Genomic DNA, 18,909 nt, shown 5'->3' with positions numbered 1-18,909 from the left:
TCCACCTCCAACAATGAGGTGTCGCGGGCACCGATGCCGGCGGGATTCGGACGTCACGCCCCGGCGGGTCGGCGCCGGTCGGCGGCGGCGCTCCAGAAGTAGTGCATGGCGTACGTCCGCCAGGGCCGCCAGGCTTCGGCGTCGACCGCCTCGGCGCCCGCGTGGCGCATCCCGGCCCGGATCGCCACGTCGCCGGTGAGGAGTACGTCCGGGTCGCCCAGGGCGCGCATCCGGATGTAGCCGGCGGTCCAGGGGCCGACACCGCGCAGGCCGAGCAGAGCCTTCTCGGCCTCGTCGCGGTCGGCGCCCGCGTCGAGGCTCACGGTGCCGTCGGCGAGCGCGCCGGCGACCGTACGCACGGTGTCGCGGCGCGCGTCGGGCATGCCGAGCTCGCCGAGTGACGCCTCGGCCAGGGCGTCGGCGGTGGGGAAGACATGCGTGAGCCCGCCACTGGGCACGGCGAGAGGCTGCCCGTAGGCGGCGACCAGAGCGCTGCCGAGCTTCCGCCCGGCGGCCACGGAGACCTGCTGGCCGAGTACCGCGCGGACGGCGAGCTCGTGCGGATCGGCGGAACCCGGGGCCCGTAGCCCCGGGCGCAGCGCGACCAGCGGCGCGAGCGCGGGATCGGCGCCCAGCCGCTCGCCGACCGCGTACGGGTCGGCGTCCAGGTCGAACAGACGCCGGACGCGCTGGGTCGCCGTCGTCAGGTCGCGCAGATCGCCGAGGTGCAGATGGCACGTGAGCCAGCCGGAGCCGAGCACCTCGCCGACCTCCGCGACACCCGTGCCATGGGGCAGGTGCAGGGTCCGTCGGTACGTCCGCGCACCGCGTTCGCCGGTGATCTCCTCGACGCCCGTGATGGCCCGCTCGCCCAGGTGGTCGAACACCTCGGCGGCCGCGTACGGGCCGCGGTGGGCGAGCCGCAGGGGCACCCCGCCCGCTCCGTTCGCCGTACCGACCGATCCGTAGCGTGTGGACCGCCCCGGTTTCGCCGCGCGGAGCCCGCTGGGCGTGAGTGCGTAGATCTCCCGGACGGTGTCGTTGAACTGCCGCACGCTGGCGAAGCCGGCCGCGAAGGCGATCTCGGCGGCCTGCAGGGTCGTGGTCTGGAGCAGGATCCGCGCGGTGTGGGCCCGCTGCGCCCGCGCCAGCGCGATCGGTCCGGCGCCCACCTCGGCGTTCAGCTGCCGCTGTACCTGCCGGGCGCTGTAGCCCAGGCGCGCGGCGAGCCCGGCCACGCCCTCGCGGTCCACGACACCGTCGCCGATCAGCCGCATCGCACGGCCCACCACATCAGCGCGGGCGTTCCACTCGGCCGAGCCGGGCACCGCGTCGGGGCGGCAGCGGCGGCAGGCCCGGAACCCGGAGCCCTGCGCTGCGGCCGCGGTCGGGAAGAAGCGCACGTTGTGCCGCTTGGGTGTGGTCGCCGGGCAACTGGGGCGGCAGTAGATCCCGGTCGTGGACACGGCGAAGAAGAACTCACCGTCGAACCGGCCATCGCGGCTGCACACCGCCTCGTACCTGCTGTCGTCGGTCGTCACGCTTCCACTGTGTGCCAGGACGCGGCTCTGCGCTGGCGGAAATCGGACATCACGCTCGGGGAGGTGGGTGCCGGTCACCGCACCTCCCCGGGCAAAAGATCAGCGCCTGGTCAGCCGTACGGACAGGCCCGCGGCCGTGTACACGGGCACCGCCCGGTACCCGTCCGCCTGTACCTCGATACGACCGAACTGGCCCCGCAGAGAGGGCGCCGCGATCACCGGAACCGTGGTCCCCGTGGCCGGCGGACGGGAAGCGTCCAGCCGGAGCGAGAGGACACTCTCCCCGCCGAGCAGGACCCGCCGGTCCACCGTGAGCGCGGGTATCCGCCCCGCGCGGAGCGTCACGTCCAGGGTCGCGCCGGACGCCTGTGTGTAGGAGCCGCGCACCCGCGTGGCCGTGGTCGCCCGCAGTGTGCCGCCCTGCACCCGGACGTCACCGTGTCCCAGCGCGCCCGCGGAACCGGCGGCCAGCGTGCCCGCTTCCAGCACCGTGCCGCCCGTGTGACGGTTGGCTCCCGTCAGAGTCAGCGAGCCGCTGCCGCGCTTGACGAGGCCTCCGCACCCGGAGATGTCGTTGCGCCAGGTGTCCGCGGCACCGAAGCCCCCGTCGGCCGCGTTCAGGGTGACGGTCACGTCGGAGTCGAAGGCCCCGTACCCGTCGGCGGCGGCGAAGAGGTTGAGGCGCCCCCACTGCTCGTCGCCGTCGAGCAGGACGTACCCGGAGGGCAGCGCGGTCGTACGGAGCACCTCGCGGCGCTGGGCCGCGTCGAGGTAGGGGAGCCGTGTCTCGAGGAGGACCTCGGCGCCCTTGGGCACGGTGATGTCCTCGGAGCGGCCGTGCCGCGTCAGGATGTACGTCAGACGCGGGGTGAGCGCGCGGGAGTTGGCGTCCCGGTCGGCGTACTTGTCGGTCTCGACGTCCGCCGAGTGCGCGTAGGCGTACAGCGTGTCAGCCGTCGTACCGGTCTGCTGCTGGAAGTACGCGGCGGCCTGGGCGCGCGCCGCGGCCTTGAGGGCCGCGTACTGCGGATCGGCCAGCGTGGCGGCGGCCAGCGCGGTGGCCATGGTCCGGCCGCCCATCACGTCGACGGGCGAGTGCATGCCCGACATGATCCGGGTGTGGCTGAGCTCGGAGGCACGTGCCACCAGCTCCTGGAACCGCTCCGGCACGGCGTACGCGAACGCCAGGGCCGCCAGGTAGAAGGCGTTGGTGTGCCCGCTGGGGAAGCCGCCGTCGTCGGCCGTGGTCGCGCTGCGCTGCCACAGCAACTGCGGGGCGACGACCACGTCGGAGTCGTACACGGGGTAGCCGAGCGCGTCGACCTTGCCCGTGTCGACGACCTCGCTGTCCTCCGTCATGCGCCACGGACGCGGGTACTGGAAGGAGTACTTGGCCGGGTTGCCGGAGGCGAACGGGCCGCGCACCGTGTCGACCAACTTGGCGACCGTGCCGAGCGCGGAGTCGTAGGAGCCCGCGCCCTGGGCGGAACCGGCGGGCGCGTCGGCGGGCACGGCGTCGCTGATCTTGCCCGAAGGAGTGCCGTCGGGTGCGCTGGTGATCGAAGTGACCGCCTTGGCGCCCGACTTGTAGAGGTCGGCGAGCGGGCCGAGGCCGGCGATCATCGCGTAACTCTGGTGCTGCCGGTCATAGATGAATGCCTCCTTCGCCTGTGCCTCGGTGCGGGCGGCGGTGATCCTGGCGCAGTAGCGCATGTTCGCGCGCAATACCTCGGGCTTCAGCGGTGTGCCCGTGTTCCAGGCGCCGCCGGTCTTCCACACCTTGCTCATGCCGCCGAGAATCCGGATGACCGCGTTGGTCTCCGGCGTCGTGTTGGCCACGACGTTGGTGGTGTAGCTGTCGACGAACGCGGTGGAGCCCGTGGCGGCCTTCGCGTCCGTGGCAGCAAGCCAGGTGGCCAGGGTGGGCGCGGCCACCACGCCGGCCGTGGCGCCCAGGGAGGTCTTGAGGAATCCGCGTCGGTTCACGGCGCGTTCGGTGAGCGATGCGGGGGACTGCTTCCCGGCGGAGGACGGCATGGGCTGCCTCTCTTGAGTTCTTCGGCCCTGCGGCCGGCGAGTCGGTGCGATCGGTGCCGGCTCGTGGGGCGCCGGGATACACATGTGTGCTGAATGCGCTTACTGGGGCGCACCAGCGAAGAACTACTGATGAGTAATGTCGGAACGGGGGAGGCACGACGACCAGCACGTGTCAGACGAGTGAACGGGCCATCGCGACGGCTCCCTCGACCGGCGGCGCCCGCAGAGGCCTCGGCCGGGCCGTTGGGACGGCGGTCGCCAGGGAGGACACGAACGCCTCGTACAACGACGGTTGGGCGAGGACCGTACTGCCCGCGACCACGACGTCGTCGACGGTCACGCCGCGTGCGGCGAGCCGCGCGACGAGCGCGGCAAGTGCCCGCCCGCCCTCGGCGATCACCGTGCGGGCGAGGAACGATCCGGCCTCGGCCGCCGCGAACACGGCGGGCGCGTGGCGGCCCCACTCGGCGGAGATGTCCGTGGCGCGCTCAAGGGCCCCGCAGAGCAAGGGGACTTCGGAGACGTCGAACGCGGACAGCAGGCCGAGCGCGAGCGCGTCGGGCTCCTCGCCGCGGTCGTGCGCCGCCCATGCGGCCCGGACCGCCTCGCGGACGAGGCCGGCCGCGCCGCCCTCGTCACCCAGTACCGCGCCCCAGCCGCCGACCTGCACGGGGCTGCCGTCGGCGAGCAGACCCACCGCCACCGAACCGGTGCCCGCGACCAGCCCCACACCCTTGTCCAGGCCCGCGGCGGGGACGAGGAGTTGGGCATCGCCGACGACCAGTGCGGGCGCGTCGAAGTGGAGTTGGAGAGCGGTACGTATCTGCGCGCACTGGCGCGGGGTCTCGCAGTCGTGTCCGCCGACGGCGAGCGCGGAGGGGCGCACCCCCGCCGGAAGGGTGTCGGCGAGCAGTGCGGCCAGCCACCCGGCGGCGGCCACGGGATCGTGCGGCCGCCAGCCGCCGCTCGCGCGCACGCGGTCGGCCACGAGGGTGTCGCCCGAGAGCGCGCGGAGATGCGTCTTGGTGCCGCCCACGTCGATACCGACGACCAGGCATGCGGATTCCTGCACGGATCCTCTTTCGTCGTTCCGCGGTGCTGCGACGGCGGGCGAACCGTGCCTGGAGGAAGGGAAGTGGAGGAACCAGGGCCTGTCTGGCAATTCCCGTCGTCGCCCGGAGGGCGGCCTCGCGCCCGCTGCGGCAGCAGTTCGTGTCGCAGTAGGTGCGTGCTCTCGGCGTGCCGGGCGTAGACCCTCGTACTGGACGTACTTGGGTCTGCGCCCGGTGCGGTGAGAGTGCGTGCATGGCGTCGCGAGGCAGACGGGAATTGCCAGACAGGCCTTAGGGAAGCCCCGGGACGGGCCTCTGGTGGAACACGGCAGGCGAGTACCGTGACGTTCGTTAGGAAGTTAACTAACGAAGTACAGTGCGTCAAGAGGTGTCGCCCACTCGACCGCTCCGCGCGGGGGGTGCGTGACGCCGGCGCCTTCCATCGCCGCATCCGGCAGAGCCGATCCACCCGGCATCGCGGCCCGTGACCTCTGGGGGAACTGTGGAACTCGATGTGGCGAACACCCCCCGTCTGACCGAGAGCGCGAGCGCCGTGTTCGCCGTGCTGGCCCAGGCGGGCACCGCGACCCGGCCGCAGCTCGCGAGCCTGGCGGGCCTGTCCAAACCGACGGTGTCCTCCGCCGTCGCGGAACTGGAGGGCGTCCGGCTCGCCGCGCATTCCGGCACGGCCTCCAGCGGCACCGGTCGCAACGCCGCCGTATACAGGATCGGGCCGGCCGCCGGCACGGTGCTTGCCGTCGACCTCGGCCCCGCCCTCACCCGGGTCCGTGGCTGCGGCCTGGACGGCACCCTGCTCGCCGAGGCAACCGGCTCACGCGCGGAGGCCGTGGAGGTAGTCCATGAGGCCCTCGCGGTGCTCGGCGCGGACGCGCCGCTGCGCACCATCGTCGTCGCGGTCGGCGACGTCACCCCGCCGGAACGCGAGGGTGACGGAACACGGCCGGCGACCGACAAGGGCGGACCCGTCTTCGACGCCGTGGCCGTGGCGCTGCCGCCCGGCGTTCCGGTGCACCTGGAGAACAACGTCAACTGCGCGGCGCTCGCCGAACTCCACGAGGGCGCTGCCCGAGGCCGTCACACCTTCGGCTATCTGCGGGTCGGCGTCGGTATCGGCCTCGGTGTCGTGATCGGGGGCCAGGTGCTGCGCGGCGCGAACGGAGCCGCCGGTGAGCTCGCCCGGCTGCCCTACCCGTGGGACGACGGCCTGGATCCGCGCCACGAGGCCCTGGAGGAGTACATCGGCGCCCGCTCCCTGCTGCGACGGGCCGCCGAGGCCTGGCAGGACGCCGACGGGCCGTGCCCGCGAACCGCCGAGCGGCTCTTCGCCCTTGCCGGTGAGGGCAGACCCGCGGCCCGCACGGTCGTCGACCGCCATGCCGTCGACGTCGGCCGGCTCGCCGCCGCCGTGACCGCAGTACTGGACCCGGGGCTGCTCGTGCTCGGCGGCAGTACGGGCGCGGATCCGCAGCTCCTGCCCGGTGTGCGCGCCGAGCTGGCCCGGCTCAGCTGGCCCACCGAGGTGACCAGCAGCACCGTCGGAGACCTGGGCACGGTCGTGGGCGCCGCCCGGCTCGCGGTCGCCCGGGGAGTCCGAACCGTGACCGATGCCGCGCGAACGAAGGATTGACGGCTTCCGACTCAGTCTGCCAATGTCCGGACAAGCGCTTTCTAGGTCGGCCGGGACGCCGACCTGGGGTGAGCGTCCCGCCCGTGCACCAAGAGGCACGGCAGCCACGCGAGGGCGTGCTCGTGTGACGACGGCCATGGCGGCCGGGGATCCCCACCCGTCAGGATGGCGCGGCCGGGCGAGGCCGCGCTCCGGAAGGTGCCCTTCCGAACAGAATTCAGCCCGTGCCGTGCGACTGGCCGGGAATTCCGTCACGCACATCAAGGAGGACCCGGTGGGTCACCAGATCTCGCGCAGAACCCTCTTCCGCACCGCGAGCGGGCTCGCCGTCGCCGGCGCGCTCGGCAGCTCGCTCAGCGCCTGCTCCGGAGGTACCGGGGCAGGCTCCACGAGCAGCAAGCTGACCATGACCTGGTGGGGCAGCGACGACCGGCACAACGCCTACAAGAAGGCGCTCGCCACGTTCCAGAAGTCGAACCCGAAGATCAAGATCCAGGAGACCTACTCCGGATACGACGGGTACTTCGACAAGTTCAACACCAACATCGCCGGCGGCAGCGCCCCCGACCTGCTCCAGATGGACACCGCGCTGGTCGCCCAGTACGCCCGCAAGGGTGTCCTCGCCCCGATCGACGAGTACGTCGGCAAGACCCTGGACCTGACGGGCTTCGCCAAGACGCTTCTCGCGGCGGGCACCGTCGACGGCAAGCTGTACGGCGTCCCGTCCGGCATCGGCGTCAACCAGCTCACCGTCAACCGCAGCGGCCTGGAGGACCTCGGCCTGAAGCTGCCGGACCGCGAGTGGACCTGGGCCGACCTGAAGAAGATCTCCCAGGACGTCTACAAGAAGAGCGGCGGCAAGATCTACGGCGTCGACGACGGTGGCGGTGGCGCCCTCCAGTGCTTCGAGATCTTCGCCCGTGAGAAGGGCGAGACCTTCTTCTCCGACGACGGCACGAAGCTCGGCTTCACCTCCGCCACCCTCCAGGAGTGGTGGGAGTTCTGGGCCGAGATGCGCAAGCTCAACGCCTCCCCGCCGCCGGCGATCACCTCGGCCGCGCACAACGACCTCACCAAGAACGCGGTCGTCATCGGCAAGGCCCTGTTCACCTTCGACTCCGGTGTCTACGGCGCGGGTGGCTCCATCACCGACGCCCAGCTGGACTTCCTGCCCACCCCGCAGGGCGACTGGTCAGGCGCCCGCGAGGGCAACTTCGTCAACGGCGGTGTCCTGCTGAGCGCCACCAAGGCCAGCAAGAAGGTCGCCGACTCCGTGAAGATCATGTCGTTCTTCGCGCAGGACGACACGGCCATCAAGGACATGCAGCTGCTGCGCGGCATCCCGCCGACGGAGAAGGCGCGCAACCTGATCGCCTCGGGCCTGACCGAGACGGACAAGCTGAACATGGCGAACGCCGACTACATCTCCCAGCGCGTCGGGAAGGCGACCAACGCCCTGCCCGCTCCGGTGCCCCCGCCGCAGGGCGCCGACCAGATCTGGGACCTGCTGTTCCAGTCGAACCTCGCCGTCGCCTTCGGCAAGAAGTCGATCAAGGCGCAGCTGAGCGAGTTCTTCGACCAGGCGCCCGGCATCCTGGGCGCCTAGGCCGGCCTCGCCGCCGCACCACCGAACACCGGGAGAGGGCCAGGGAGATGAGTATGACCACCGCGAAGACCGACGAGGTCGTGAAGGAGCCGCCGGTTCCGGCGACCCCGTCCGACCAGCGGGAGCGCGACCGCATGCGCCGCCGCCTCGCCAGACGGCGGGGCGGAGGCTGGTGGCCGTACGCCTTCCTGGCCCCCTGGTTCATCGGCCTGTTCGGGCTGACGATCTACCCGATGCTCGACTCGCTGTACCTGTCGTTCACCGACTTCGACCTGCTGACACCCCCGCAGTGGACCGGCACCGAGAACTACGAGCGCATGTTCACCCAGGACCCGGTCTTCTGGGACTCGGTGCACGCCACGCTCGTGTACGTCGTGGTGTCCGTGCCGCTGAAGCTGGCGCTCGCGCTCGGCGTGGCCATGCTGCTCAACCGCGACCTCAAGGGCATCGGGCTCTACCGGGCCGCCTTCTACCTGCCGTCGCTGCTCGGCGGCGCGGTGGCCATCGCCATCGTCTGGCGCCAGGTCTTCGGCGGCGACGGCCTCTTCAACGATTTCCTGGCCTGGTTCGGCATCAAGGGCCAGGACTGGATCTCCAGCCCCGACACCGCGCTCTACACGCTCGTCCTGCTCGCCGTCTGGCAGTTCGGCACCCCGATGGTCATCTTCCTGGCCGGCCTGAAGCAGCTGCCGAAGGACGTGTACGAGGCGGCCGCGATCGACGGCGCCTCGCCCGTCACCCGGTTCTTCAAGATCACCCTGCCGCTGCTGACGCCGATCGTGTTCTTCAACGTCGTCCTGCAGATCATCGACGCGTTCAAGACGTTCACCCCCGCCTTCGTGATCAGCAACGGCTCGGGCGGGCCGCTCAACTCGACCATGCTGTACTCCCTGTACCTGTACAAGAAGGGCTTCACCGACCTTCAGATGGGGTACGCCTCCGCGCTGGCCTGGGTGCTGTTCCTGGTCATCGCCGGCTTCACGGCGGTCAACTTCATCGCCAGCCGCTACTGGGTCCACTACGACGACTGAGCGAGGAGTCCGCTACCCCATGTCCGCCATCACCCCGGCCCAGTCCCCGAAGTCGCCGCTCCAGAAGCTGCGTTCGGCCACCGGCTCCCGCCGTATCTACATGCACACCCTGCTCATCGGCGTCGCGGTCGTCATGCTCTACCCGCTGCTGTGGATGCTCAGCAGCTCCTTCAAGCCCGACACCGAGATCTTCACCCACCCCGGGCTCATCCCCAACGCGCTGCGCCCGGAGAACTACTCCGAGGGCTGGAGCGGCTCAGGCAACTCCTTCTCCCTCTACATCACCAACTCGCTGATCGTCACGATCGGCGCGGTGATCGGCAACGTGATCTCCTGCTCGCTGGCCGCCTACGCCTTCGCGCGCTTCGAGTTCCGCGGCAAGAAGATCTGGTTCGGCCTGATGCTCGGCACGCTCATGCTGCCCACGCAGGCCGTCCTGATCCCGCAGTACACGATCTTCTACAACCTGACCTGGATCAACACCTACCTGCCGCTCATCGTGCCGAAGTTCCTGGCCACGGACGCCTTCTTCATCTTCCTGATGGTGCAGTTCATCCGCTCCATCCCGCGCGAGCTGGACCAGGCGGCCATGATGGACGGCGCCAACCCCCTGCAGATCTACTGGAAGATCATCCTGCCGCTGATGAAGCCGGCCCTGATCACCACCACGATCTTCACCTTCATCTGGACCTACGACGACTTCCTCCACCAGCTCGTCTACCTCCAGCAGAACGACAAGTTCACCGTCCCCCTCGGTCTGACCCTGTTCATGGACCAGACGAGCGGCTCCTCGTACGGCGCGATGTTCGCCATGTCGACACTCGCCCTCCTGCCCACGCTCATCTGTTTCCTGGTCTTCCAGAAGAGGCTGGTCGAAGGCCTGGCGACCTCCGGCATGAAGGGCTGACACGTGCATCTCCCTCACCAGCGCGGTCCGTTGCACGATCTGCCGGACGATCCCGCCGCGTACGACGCCGTCCTCGCCGCCGTCACCGAGGAGGCCCTCGCCCGGCTCACGCCGGAAGGCAGCCTCGAACACCCCGCCGCCGTGGACGACATCGGGGACACGTCGCTGGGCATCACCTCCCTGCTCGCGCTCGCCTGGCGGCGCACGAAGGACCCGCGCCTGCCGGAGGCCGTCCGGCGCAGCCTCGCCTTTCACCTCCGCGAGCGGGTGTTCACCGAGGACAACGCCGGCTACCCGAACCTGAGTGTGCGCAACTCCGGTCTGCCGTACGCCCGTTACGTGGTGGAGGCGGGCGCGCATCCCATCGGTGACTGGCCGAGCACGGTGTGGGCGCTGCTCCAGGCGGTCAACGTCCTGGATACGGCCGACGGGCTCGTCGACGACGAACAGCGGGATGAGCTGCTGAAGTCGGCGGTCGGCTACTGGCGTTGGCTGACGGAGGCGACCTTCTTCAATCCGCAGGAGGCCGGCAACCAGGCCATCGGTTGCATCGTCGGCGGACTGATGCTCTCTCGCCATCTCCCTTCGGGGGAAGGGGAGTTGGTCCGCTCGCACGCGGTCAGCCTGTACGTCGAAGAGATCCGCGCCCATCGCGTACGAGACCGGGGCGCCCTCCTGCCCCCGGAGCACGGCGGCGCCTACGACAACAACTACGGCCCGATCTCCCTCTCCTTCCTCGCCCAGGCCCACCGGATCAGCGGCGAGGAGATCTTCGCCGAGGACGGTGACGCGCTCGCCCGCTACCTCGACGCGCGCCTGACCGTCGGCGGCTTCGACAACGGCGGCCCGCGCTACAGCGAACAGCACTCCGGGTTCGAGTCCGTCCTCGGCCTGCGCTACTTCGGCGACCGCATCGGCGCCGACCTCGGCCGCTACCGGGGCGACACCCGCTGGGGCCGGCACGCGGTCCAGCGGGACGGCGGCATCGACGGCCACTTCGCCTTCATGCTGGTCTGGCAGATCCAGGACACCACGCCCTGGCACCGCACGCCGTCGAAGGACCCCGTACGCCATCAACTCCGCGCGGGCACGGTCTCGGTGGCCTTCGACGACAGGATGACCCCGTCACTCGTCGAGGCGGGCGGCACGTACTACCTGCCCGCCGCCGTCAACCGCCAGCACGGCTTCGGCCCGGTCACCGACGGTTTCCTGCTGTGCCGCCCGATGGGCGAGACCCGGGTCCGCGACCTGCGCACCGACGCGCTGACGGCCAAACTCGTCACCAAGCCCGTCGTCGGCCGCGACCACGTCCTGCGCCACGTCCGATCCCTGTACGTCACGGACGGCGCGAGCCTGTGGATGACCGTCGCCGTGGAACGGCTGGACGGAACCCCCTACCTGCTCGCCGGGCTGCCGTACGCCACCGACGACGGCGACCGGGTGCGCAGGACCGCTGAGGCCGACGTGACCTCCGCCGGCGACCTGCGCCTCACCCACCCGGCGACGGAGAGTGTGGACCACTTCGACGCCCGCGCGGAGACGACGCAGCAGCAGGCGGCCTTCGCCCTCGCGGCCGACCCGCGCGGCTACGGCAACCCGGACGAGGGCTGGCGCCACCTCGTCGCCTCCACCGCCTTCGAAGCGGGACCGGCTCCCGGCGCACCGGAGGACCTGCACATCTTCGCCGTGCGCTACGGCCCCGGCGGCCCGTTCACCCCGGTCTTCGACCTCACCCCCGCGGGACTGACCGTCCGCACCGAGGCGTTCACCGCCCTGATCGGGGACCCCGCGGGCGATGCTCGTGGGGAGCCGGAGCTGGAACTCGGTCCCCGCTGACCGCAGCCCCGACGACCAGGTCGGCGCGGTCCCGCGTGGCGGCGACCAGGTCGGCGTTGCGCTGGTCCGTGCCGAGCACCCACGCGACCGCCGTGTCGTGGTCCTTGCCGAACTCCTCGTGCCGGGCCACGAGACGGCGTACGCGTTCGGTCTCGTCGAGCTCGCAGAACCAGACCTCGTCCAGCTGCGACCGTACCCGGGTCCACGCGTCGTCGCGGAGCAGCAGGTAGTTGCCCTCGGTGATGACCAGGCGGGCGGTGCGGGGGACGGGGACGGCGCCCGCGATGGGCTGTTCCAGGGTGCGCTCGAAGCCGGGCGCGTAGATCAGGTCGTCCTGGTCCTCGCGTAGCCGGCGCAGCAGCGCCGCGTACCCCGCCGCGTCGAACGTGTCGGGGGCACCCTTGCGGTCGCGGCGGCCCAGGCGGTCCAACTCGACGTCCGCGAGATGGAACCCGTCCATCGGCACGTGCGCGACCCGGGCGGGCCCGTCACCGTTCAGTTCCTTGACCAGTCGCTCGGCGAGCGTCGTCTTGCCCGATCCCGGGCTGCCCGCGATGCCGAGGAGGGCGCGGTGCCCAGGACGTACGAGGGACGCGGCACGCCCCAGGAGGTCGTCGAAAGCCATCGGCTCGTCCGAGGTCACGGACCCTCCTACCGGCCGGCCCGCAGTATCCGTACGACAGCCGTCCCGCCGTCCAGATCGACGGTCGTCCGGTTCGGCGGAGCCCCGTCCTCCTCGTCGTCCCGCATCACCAGCGCCGACTGACGCTCCTTGAGCTCGTTCTGCTTGCCCGGCGAGAAACTCGCGTGGAGCTGCTCGAACCCGGTTGCGGATATCTGCCCCTGGCGCGCTCCGTTCCGCCAGGGCAGCATGCCCGACCGGCCCACCCGCAGCAGCAGTTGGTCCACGAAGGCCAGCAGCGTCAGCAGGATGACGAGTCCGGGCAGGGTCATGAAGACGGCGAATCCCATGGCCCCAGTATCCGTGCCCGGAGGTGGATTCCGGCCAGGCGGGTATCGCCTTTGGCCTCTTCGCGGTGAATTCGGCCTATGCTGATGCAGCTGTTGAATTCTGGTCAATATCTGGCGCCCGCAGTGGCCGGACACGGGGAGAAACTTCATGTCGCAGCAGAGCCCCACGCTCGCCCCCCAAAGCTATCGCGCCTACTTCGACCACCTGCTCGGCTGCCCGAAGTGCAGCACCCCACCACGGCGCTGCGACGACGGCACCGCGCTCTACCGGACCTACCGGGCCGACTTGAAGAAGTCCTAGGGCACCTCGACCGCCCCGAGGCCGTGTGGTGTGCGCCACCCCGTGGCCGGGGCCCCTCGGGGCACACTGCACCGTATGACAGAGCAGCTCGGTCTTCCGAAAGAAATCCTGGCCTGCCTCTTCGATCTCGACGGGGTCATCACCAAGACCGCCGTCGTCCACGCGGCCGCCTGGCAGCGGACGTTCGACGAATTCCTCCACCAACGTGACGGCGACGGGTTCCGTCCCTTCACCGACGCCGACTACAACGACCACGTGGACGGACGCCCGCGCGCCGACGGCGTCCGCGCCTTCCTCGCCTCGCGGGGAATCGAACTGCCCGAGGGGTCGCCCGACGACCCGCCGGACAGTCCGACTGTCCAAGGCCTTGGCAACCGCAAGAACAACCTGCTCCTCGAACTGATCCGCAGCGGCGGCGTGGAGGCGTACGACGGCACACTGCGCTATGTCGAGGCGGTCCGCGCGAGCGGTCTGCGGACCGCGGTCGTCTCCTCCAGCACCAACTGCCGGGACATCCTGCGCGCGGTGGGCGCCGAGTCCCTCTTCGAGGTCAGGATCGACGGCGTCGTCGCAGCCGAGCGCAGACTGCCGGGCAAGCCGAAGCCGGACACCTTCCTGGCAGCCGCGCGGGACCTCGGAGCCGACGCGTCCCAGGCAGCCGTCTTCGAGGACGCGCTGGCCGGCATGGACGCGGGCCGCTCGGGCCACTTCGGGTACGTCGTCGGGGTCGACCGCGTCGGCCAGGGAGCCGCCCTGCGCGCGCACGGCGCGGACATCGTCGTACGGGATCTCGCGGAACTGGGGGAGAGCGCGTGATCACTCACACGTCGTACGCCGTCGAGCCGTGGGCCCTGCGTGAGCACGTCCTCAACCTCGACGTACTGCCGCAGAGCGAGTCCGTGTTCGCCCTGTCCAACGGCCATGTCGGCTGGCGCGGCAACCTCGACGAAGGCGAACCGCACGGCCTTCCGGGCTCCTACCTGAACGGCGTCCACGAAGTCCACCCACTGCCCTACGCCGAAGCCGGATACGGCTACCCGGAGTCCGGGCAGACGGTCATCAACGTCACCAACGGCAAGGTGATCCGGCTGCTGGTCGACGACGAGCCGTTCGACCTGCGCTACGGACGGCTGCGCTCCCACGAGCGCGTCCTCGACCTGCGCACCGGTCTGCTCACCCGGAGCTGCGAATGGACCTCACCGGCGGGCGACACGGTCCGTGTGCGCTCCACCCGGCTGGTGTCCTTCACCCAGCGCGCGATAGCCGCTGTCAGTTACGAGGTGGAGGCCGTCGACTCCCGGGTCCGTGTCGTCGTCCAGTCGGAACTCGTCGCCAACGAGCAACTGCCGGGCCGCAACGGAGACCCCCGGGCCGCGATCGTCCTGGAGTCGCCGCTCGAAGGTGAGGAGCACTTTGCCCAGGGCGGGCGGCTGCGACTGGTGCACCGCACCCGGCGCAGCGGGCTGCGCGTCGCCACCGCCGCCGACCACGCCGTCACCGGCCCCGAACCGACCACGACGAGCGGCGAGAGCACCGCCGACGTCGCCCGCCTCACCGTCACCTCCGTCCTGGAGCCCGGACAGAAGCTGCACGTGGAGAAGCTCGTCTCCTACGGCTGGTCGAGCACCCGGTCCCTGCCCGCTCTGCGCGCTCAGGCCGACGCGGCGCTCGCGTCGGCCCAGCACGGCGGCTGGCAGGGCCTCGTCGACGAACAGCGGACCTATCTCGACGACTTCTGGGCCCGCGCGGACGTCGAGGTGGACGGCGACGAGGAGATCCAGCAGGCCGTACGGTTCGCGCTGTTCCACGTCCTGCAGGCCGGTGCCCGCGCCGAACAGCGCGCGATACCCGCGAAGGGGCTCACCGGATCCGGATACGACGGCCACGCCTTCTGGGACACCGAGACCTTCGTACTGCCGCTGCTCACCTACACCGCGCCCGGTGCCGTGGCCGAGGCGCTGCGCTGGCGCCAGAACACACTGCCCGCCGCCCGCGAGAGGGCGGCCCAACTCGGCCTGAGCGGCGCGGCGTTCCCCTGGCGGACCATAGCGGGCGAGGAAGGCTCGGCGTACTGGCCTGCCGGGACCGCCGCGTTCCACGTCAACGCCGACATCGCCGACGCCGTCGTGCACTACACGGCCGTCACCGGCGACAAGCCGTTCGAACGCGACACCGGGGTCGAACTGCTCGTGGAGACGGCGCGCCTGTGGCGGTCGCTGGGCCACCACGACCACCAGGGAGGGTTCCACATCGACGGGGTGACGGGCCCCGACGAGTACAGCGCCGTCGCGGACGACAACACGTACACCAACCTGATGGCCCGTACGAACCTGCTGGCGGCCGCGGACGTCGTCGAGCGCCACCCGCGGCAGGCCGAGGCCCTCGGGGTCGACGACGAGGAGAGCGCCGCCTGGCGCGACTCCGCCGGCGCCATGCACATCCCCTACAACCACGAACTAGGCGTCCATGAACAGCACGCCGGGTTCACCAGCTACCAGCGCTGGGACTTCGCCACCACCCGCCCCGACCAGTACCCGCTGATGCTGCACTTCCCGTACTTCGACATCTACCGCAAGCAGGTCGTCAAGCAGGCCGACCTGGTGCTGGCCATGTACAAGTGCAGCCCCTACTTCGACGACGAGCACAAGGCCCGCAACTTCGCCTACTACGAGCCCCTCACCGTCCGCGACTCCTCCCTGTCCGCCTGCTGCCAGGCCGTGATCGCGGCCGAGGCGGGCCATCCGGGTCTCGCCTACGACTACTTGGTGGAGGCCGCGCTGATGGATCTGCGCGACCTGGAGAACAACACCCGGGACGGCCTGCACATCGCCTCCCTGGCCGGAACCTGGATGGCCCTGGTCGCGGGCTTCGGCGGTCTGCGCCACCACGGCGACACCCTGGAGTTCAAGCCCCGGCTGCCGGAACGCTTCCACCGCCTCGCCTTCAACCTGGAACTCCTCGGCCGCCGGCTGCGTGTGGAGATCGGACCGGCCACCGCCACCTACACGCTCGTGAGCGGCGAACCCCTGGAGATCCGCCACTACCACGAACCGGTCACCGTCGAAGCCGACAAGCCCCAGGGCCTGCGGATCCCGGCCCCCAGGCTGCGCCCCGCCCCCGAACAGCCACCGCACCGGCGGCCGAACAGTCACGGGTGAGGCGCAGCCAGGGAGATCAGTCGCGGGCGATGTTCGGCGCGATGTCCTCGTAGCGCTCCACCTGGTTCACGGTCGCCGAGCTGCGCGCGGCGGCCGTGGTCTGCGGCTTGCCGCAGAAGGCGGATTCCAGCGTGCGGCTGAGGGTGGTGAGCACGGTGCCGTTGTTCGAGGTGTTGGCGAGCGCGGTGACGCTGCGCTTGCCGTCCTTCGAGGTGAACGCGTACGTGTAGTAGCCCTGGACGGTGCCCGTGTGCCCGTACACGGAGACACCGCACGACAGGTCGCGGCGGCGCAGGCCGAGACCGTAGCCCTGGGTGCTGTTCACCGGCGTCCACTGCTGCATCTGAGCGAGCTGGGCGGCGGACATGAGCCTTCCGCCGAGCAGCGCGGAGAAGAAGGTGTTCAGGTCGTGGGTGGTGGAGATGATCGCGCCCGCGCTCTGTGCCCAGGAGACGGTCTGCTCGGTGGAGTCGACCGGGGTGCCGCCTTCGTCGGGCGGGAGGTAACCGTTGGCGTGGCGGCCCGCGATCGCGGTGTTCGGGTGGACGTAGGAGGTGCCGGTCAGCTTCAGCGGCTTGATGATGCGCTTCTGGTACTCCGTGCGGACGGACTGCCCGGTGAGCTTCTCGATGAGCATGCCCCCCACGACGAAATTGGTGTTCGAGTACGAGTAGGCCGCGCCCGGCGCGTTGGTGAGCGGCTTCGCCAGGGACAGGTCCACCAGGTCCTGGTAGCTGAACACCTTGTTGCGGACGGCCTCGAAGCCCGGGACCGTCTGCTCGAACATGTCGTTGGTGTAGTCGTACAGGCCGCTGCGGTGGCTCAGCAGATGGCGCACGGTGATCCGGTCGTCGGGCAGCAGCCCCGGGAGATAGCTGTTCACGGATGTGTCCAGGTTGAGCTTGCCCTCGTCGACCAGTTGCAGCAGCACCACGGCGGTGAAGGACTTGCTGACACTGCCGACACGGAACCGGTCGTACGTGGTGAGGGCGCGCCCGGTGACCCGGTCGGCGTCTCCCTCCGACAGCCGGTGGACCGTGCCGTTGTCGTCGACTCTCACCATCGCGCCGGGCGCCCCCTGCGACAGAGCCGTACGCAGCACCTCGCGCAGCCCCGCGTCATCGGGCGCCGCCAACTCCCCGGCGGCGACGCTTGCTTCACGCACGGTGCCCGAAGGAGTCGCCGCATGTGCGGGGACTGCCAGGAGGGACAGCAGAACCGCGCCAAGCGCCGTACCCGTGCCCACCGTTCCTGAGACCATCTGATTCTTCTCCCGAGTTGCTTCTGCCGGTGCGGATTCCCGGCCCGAGCCGCGCCGCGGATGCGGGCGTATTCACCATCTCTACGCGCAGGAGGGGCTTGTGGGTTGCATTGCCCGTGGAGGAATCAGAAACAGCGAAAGGTGAAGGTGAGTTGGGACGGCGGCGTGTCAGGCGCCGAAGAGCTGCGTCCAGTACGTGCCCGCCTTGCCGCCGCCGGCCAGGCCTATCCCTATGTGGGTGAAGGCGGGCTTGAGGATGTTGGCGCGATGGCCGGGGCTGTTCATCCAGCCGAGGACGACCTCGGCGGGGGAGCGCTGGCCGCAGGCGATGTTCTCGCCGATGGTGCGGCGCCTGCTGCCCGCGGCGGCCGCCCGGTCCCAGGGCTGGCTGCCGCCGGGGGAGGTGTGGGAGTAGAAGGCACGGGCCACCATGTCGGAACTGTGCGCCTGCGCCGCGTTGGTGAGCAGCGGGTCGACCGACAGGGGCCGTAGACCGGCTGCGGTCCGTTCGGCGTTGGTGAGCGCGACGACCTTGTTCTCCGTCCGCACCAGGTCGCCGGGGCTGAAGGGCCGTGCCCACAGGGCCGTCCAGTACAGGTCGCCGGAGCGGTCGGGGACGTACGCCAGACCGACCTGGCTGAACACGCGCTCGCACAGCGTGGTCCGGGACTGCTCGGCCGAGAGGCAGTACTCCACGAACTCACGTGGTGTGCGGGGGCCGGAGACCAGATGTTCGCCGACGGTGAGATACGCGTATCCGGTCGAGGTGACGCGCTGGTACAAGGAGGTGCCGTCCGGGCTCTCGGAGCTGAGCACCCCGCGGGCGGCCATGTCGGAGGCGTGGGCGCGCGCCGCTGCCGCCAGCCGTGCGTCGAGGGACACGGGCGGGGAACCGGCCCTGGCACGGGCGGAGTTCACCAGGCCGAGGAATCCGTCCGTGTCGGGCACGGCGTTCCCCCGGCCGTTCGGTCCGCCGCTGTGGGCCCCGGTGTTCCCCCGGCCGGCGGACCTGCCCAGGTGAGGAGCCCCGCCCCGCGGCGCTTCGTCCTCGGCGACATCGACCCCGAAGTCCCGTGCCAGGCCTGCCAGTCCGTCCGCGTACCCCTGGCCCAGCGCGCGCAGCTTCCACCCTCCGCCACGGCGGTAGATCTCGGCGAGTAGCAGCACGGTCTCCCGCTGCGGACGCGGCGGGGTGAAGCGGGCGAGGGTGCGAGGGCCCGGTCCGCCGACATGCAGGGTGGGCGCGGGCAGCCGAGCCAGGGGCGTCGAGGGGTCGGCGGAGCTGATGACCACCGTGACGCGGCTGGCCCCGGCCCGCAGTCGGAGGGGATCGATGGTGAGCCGCTCTCCCTGGAGCCGGGTGCCGGGCGCGGCCGGCTGGTTGTAGAACACGAAGTCGCCGTCGCCGCGCACCTTTCCGCTGTCGTCGGTGATCAGCGCGCAGACGTCGAAGGGGCCCGGCACCCGGAGGGTCAGGATGCCGCCCGGCAGGGGCACGTTGCCCCCGGGAACCAGCTCGGTCATGGTGCCGCCCCGTCGACGTAGTGATCCGTACCGGC

At 70.7% G+C, this 18,909-nt stretch carries 15 protein-coding genes; 8 read left to right on the top strand and 7 right to left on the bottom strand.

Annotated features, from left to right (window positions below; all coding sequences use genetic code 11):
- Nucleotides 1–53 precede the first annotated feature (53 nt).
- The 3 genes from OG246_RS32410 to OG246_RS32400 all read right to left on the bottom strand — a co-directional run bounded on the left by OG246_RS32410 (nt 54) and on the right by OG246_RS32400 (nt 4,650).
- On the bottom strand, nt 54–1,541 hold the full coding sequence (locus OG246_RS32410) for an AlkA N-terminal domain-containing protein (RefSeq protein ID WP_266471523.1): 1,488 nt from the start codon (nt 1,539–1,541) through the stop codon (nt 54–56).
- Nucleotides 1,542–1,640: 99 nt separating this feature from the next.
- Nucleotides 1,641–3,578, bottom strand: a complete 1,938-nt coding sequence (locus tag OG246_RS32405) for a phosphatase PAP2 family protein (RefSeq protein ID WP_266471522.1) — start codon at nt 3,576–3,578, stop codon at nt 1,641–1,643.
- A 172-nt stretch (nt 3,579–3,750) separates the two neighbouring features.
- Entirely contained in the window at nt 3,751–4,650 is a 900-nt protein-coding gene (locus tag OG246_RS32400) for a BadF/BadG/BcrA/BcrD ATPase family protein (protein WP_266471519.1), read from the bottom strand.
- 494 nt (nt 4,651–5,144) lie between these two features.
- On the opposite strand from OG246_RS32400, the gene OG246_RS32395 reads away from it, so the two are divergent.
- The 5 genes from OG246_RS32395 (at nt 5,145) to OG246_RS32375 (ending at nt 11,658) form a co-directional block, all read left to right on the top strand.
- Nucleotides 5,145–6,278, top strand: a complete 1,134-nt coding sequence (locus OG246_RS32395; protein ID WP_266471515.1) for an ROK family protein — start codon at nt 5,145–5,147, stop codon at nt 6,276–6,278.
- Nucleotides 6,279–6,552: 274 nt separating this feature from the next.
- On the top strand, nt 6,553–7,884 hold the full coding sequence (locus OG246_RS32390; RefSeq protein WP_266471512.1) for an ABC transporter substrate-binding protein: 1,332 nt from the start codon (nt 6,553–6,555) through the stop codon (nt 7,882–7,884).
- A 53-nt stretch (nt 7,885–7,937) separates the two neighbouring features.
- Nucleotides 7,938–8,915 (top strand): carbohydrate ABC transporter permease, encoded by a 978-nt coding sequence (locus OG246_RS32385; RefSeq protein ID WP_266471509.1) that lies wholly within the window; start codon nt 7,938–7,940, stop codon nt 8,913–8,915.
- 19 nt (nt 8,916–8,934) lie between these two features.
- Nucleotides 8,935–9,822: a carbohydrate ABC transporter permease gene (locus tag OG246_RS32380; protein ID WP_266471507.1), complete on the top strand. Its 888-nt coding sequence runs from the start codon at nt 8,935–8,937 to the stop codon at nt 9,820–9,822.
- Between the two features lie 3 nt (nt 9,823–9,825).
- Nucleotides 9,826–11,658: a hypothetical protein gene (locus tag OG246_RS32375; protein WP_266471506.1), complete on the top strand. Its 1,833-nt coding sequence runs from the start codon at nt 9,826–9,828 to the stop codon at nt 11,656–11,658.
- On the opposite strand, the gene OG246_RS32370 is transcribed toward OG246_RS32375, so the two are convergent.
- Complete coding sequence (locus OG246_RS32370; RefSeq protein WP_266474904.1) at nt 11,588–12,283, bottom strand: nucleoside/nucleotide kinase family protein; 696 nt, start codon at nt 12,281–12,283, stop codon at nt 11,588–11,590. The genes OG246_RS32375 and OG246_RS32370 overlap by 71 nt on opposite strands.
- A 26-nt stretch (nt 12,284–12,309) precedes the next feature.
- Entirely contained in the window at nt 12,310–12,630 is a 321-nt protein-coding gene (locus OG246_RS32365) for a DUF6191 domain-containing protein (RefSeq protein ID WP_266471503.1), read from the bottom strand.
- 148 nt (nt 12,631–12,778) lie between these two features.
- Between OG246_RS32365 and OG246_RS32360 the strand changes: the two genes are divergently transcribed.
- From OG246_RS32360 to OG246_RS32350, 3 genes are all read left to right on the top strand, one after another.
- Nucleotides 12,779–12,931 (top strand): hypothetical protein, encoded by a 153-nt coding sequence (locus tag OG246_RS32360; protein ID WP_266471501.1) that lies wholly within the window; start codon nt 12,779–12,781, stop codon nt 12,929–12,931.
- Nucleotides 12,932–13,006: 75 nt separating this feature from the next.
- Nucleotides 13,007–13,747: an HAD family phosphatase gene (locus OG246_RS32355; RefSeq protein ID WP_266471500.1), complete on the top strand. Its 741-nt coding sequence runs from the start codon at nt 13,007–13,009 to the stop codon at nt 13,745–13,747.
- Nucleotides 13,744–16,089: a glycoside hydrolase family 65 protein gene (locus OG246_RS32350; RefSeq protein WP_266471499.1), complete on the top strand. Its 2,346-nt coding sequence runs from the start codon at nt 13,744–13,746 to the stop codon at nt 16,087–16,089. The genes OG246_RS32355 and OG246_RS32350 overlap by 4 nt, the downstream gene beginning before the upstream one ends.
- Nucleotides 16,090–16,105: 16 nt before the next feature.
- Here the strand turns inward: OG246_RS32350 and OG246_RS32345 are convergent, their stop codons facing one another.
- The gene (locus OG246_RS32345) at nt 16,106–17,350 is read right to left on the bottom strand and encodes a serine hydrolase (RefSeq protein WP_266471498.1); all 1,245 of its coding nucleotides are present in this window, start codon (nt 17,348–17,350) and stop codon (nt 16,106–16,108) included.
- 168 nt (nt 17,351–17,518) lie between these two features.
- On the bottom strand, nt 17,519–18,874 hold the full coding sequence (locus OG246_RS32340; protein ID WP_266471495.1) for a CAP domain-containing protein: 1,356 nt from the start codon (nt 18,872–18,874) through the stop codon (nt 17,519–17,521).
- Between the last annotated feature and the right edge of the window lie 35 nt (nt 18,875–18,909).

It is taken from the genome of Streptomyces sp. NBC_00620 (genome assembly GCF_026341825.1).
Lineage (GTDB): Bacteria > Actinomycetota > Actinomycetes > Streptomycetales > Streptomycetaceae > Streptomyces.
This window is presented reverse-complemented; position numbering and strand designations above follow the sequence as displayed.